Source organism: Actinomyces sp. S6-Spd3, from assembly GCF_000758755.1.
Classification (GTDB): Bacteria; Actinomycetota; Actinomycetes; order Actinomycetales; family Actinomycetaceae; genus Pauljensenia.
In genome coordinates, this window is record NZ_JRMV01000175.1 from 1 (window position 1) to 524 (window position 524).

The 524-nt window shown below is 59.5% G+C and carries 1 protein-coding gene; it reads right to left on the bottom strand.

Annotation, left to right across the window (positions count from 1 at the left end):
• On the bottom strand, positions 1-524 hold a 524-nt coding region (locus HMPREF1627_RS01045), incomplete at both ends, for an NADH-quinone oxidoreductase subunit J (RefSeq protein ID WP_034500395.1).

The window sequence follows — 524 nt, forward strand, 5'->3', positions numbered from 1 at the left end:
CGTAAGCGGACATCTTCGCGTCAACTACCTGCTTTTGCGTGCGCTTCGGGGAGAGGCGGTCGCCATGCGTTAGGAGGACCGCGCCAACGGCTGCGGTGATCAGTAGCGCACCGGCGAGTTCCATCGAGAACCAGTAGTTGGAGAACAGGGCGAGTGCCAGGTTCTCAATCGGAGCGTTCGAGTAGGGATCAACCCCAAACTCCTTGACCGCCGGGAGATTTGCCTTCCAAACCACTGCGGAGAGGACAAACGCCATGGCGCCGGCGCCAATCACGGCGAGGACAATGTTCCCTCGGCTTTGGTTCTGGTAGTTATCCGTTGCCTGCAGGCCGATCATCATGAGGACGAACAGGAACAGCATCATGATCGCGCCCGTGTAGACCACGACCTGAACAACACCCATGAAGGGCGCTCCCTGCGCGAAGTAGAGGACGGAGAGGCCAAGCATGACCAGCACCATCGACAACGCCGCGTAGGCCGCCTTCTTGAAGAAGAGGACACCCAGGGCGCCGAGAACCATGATT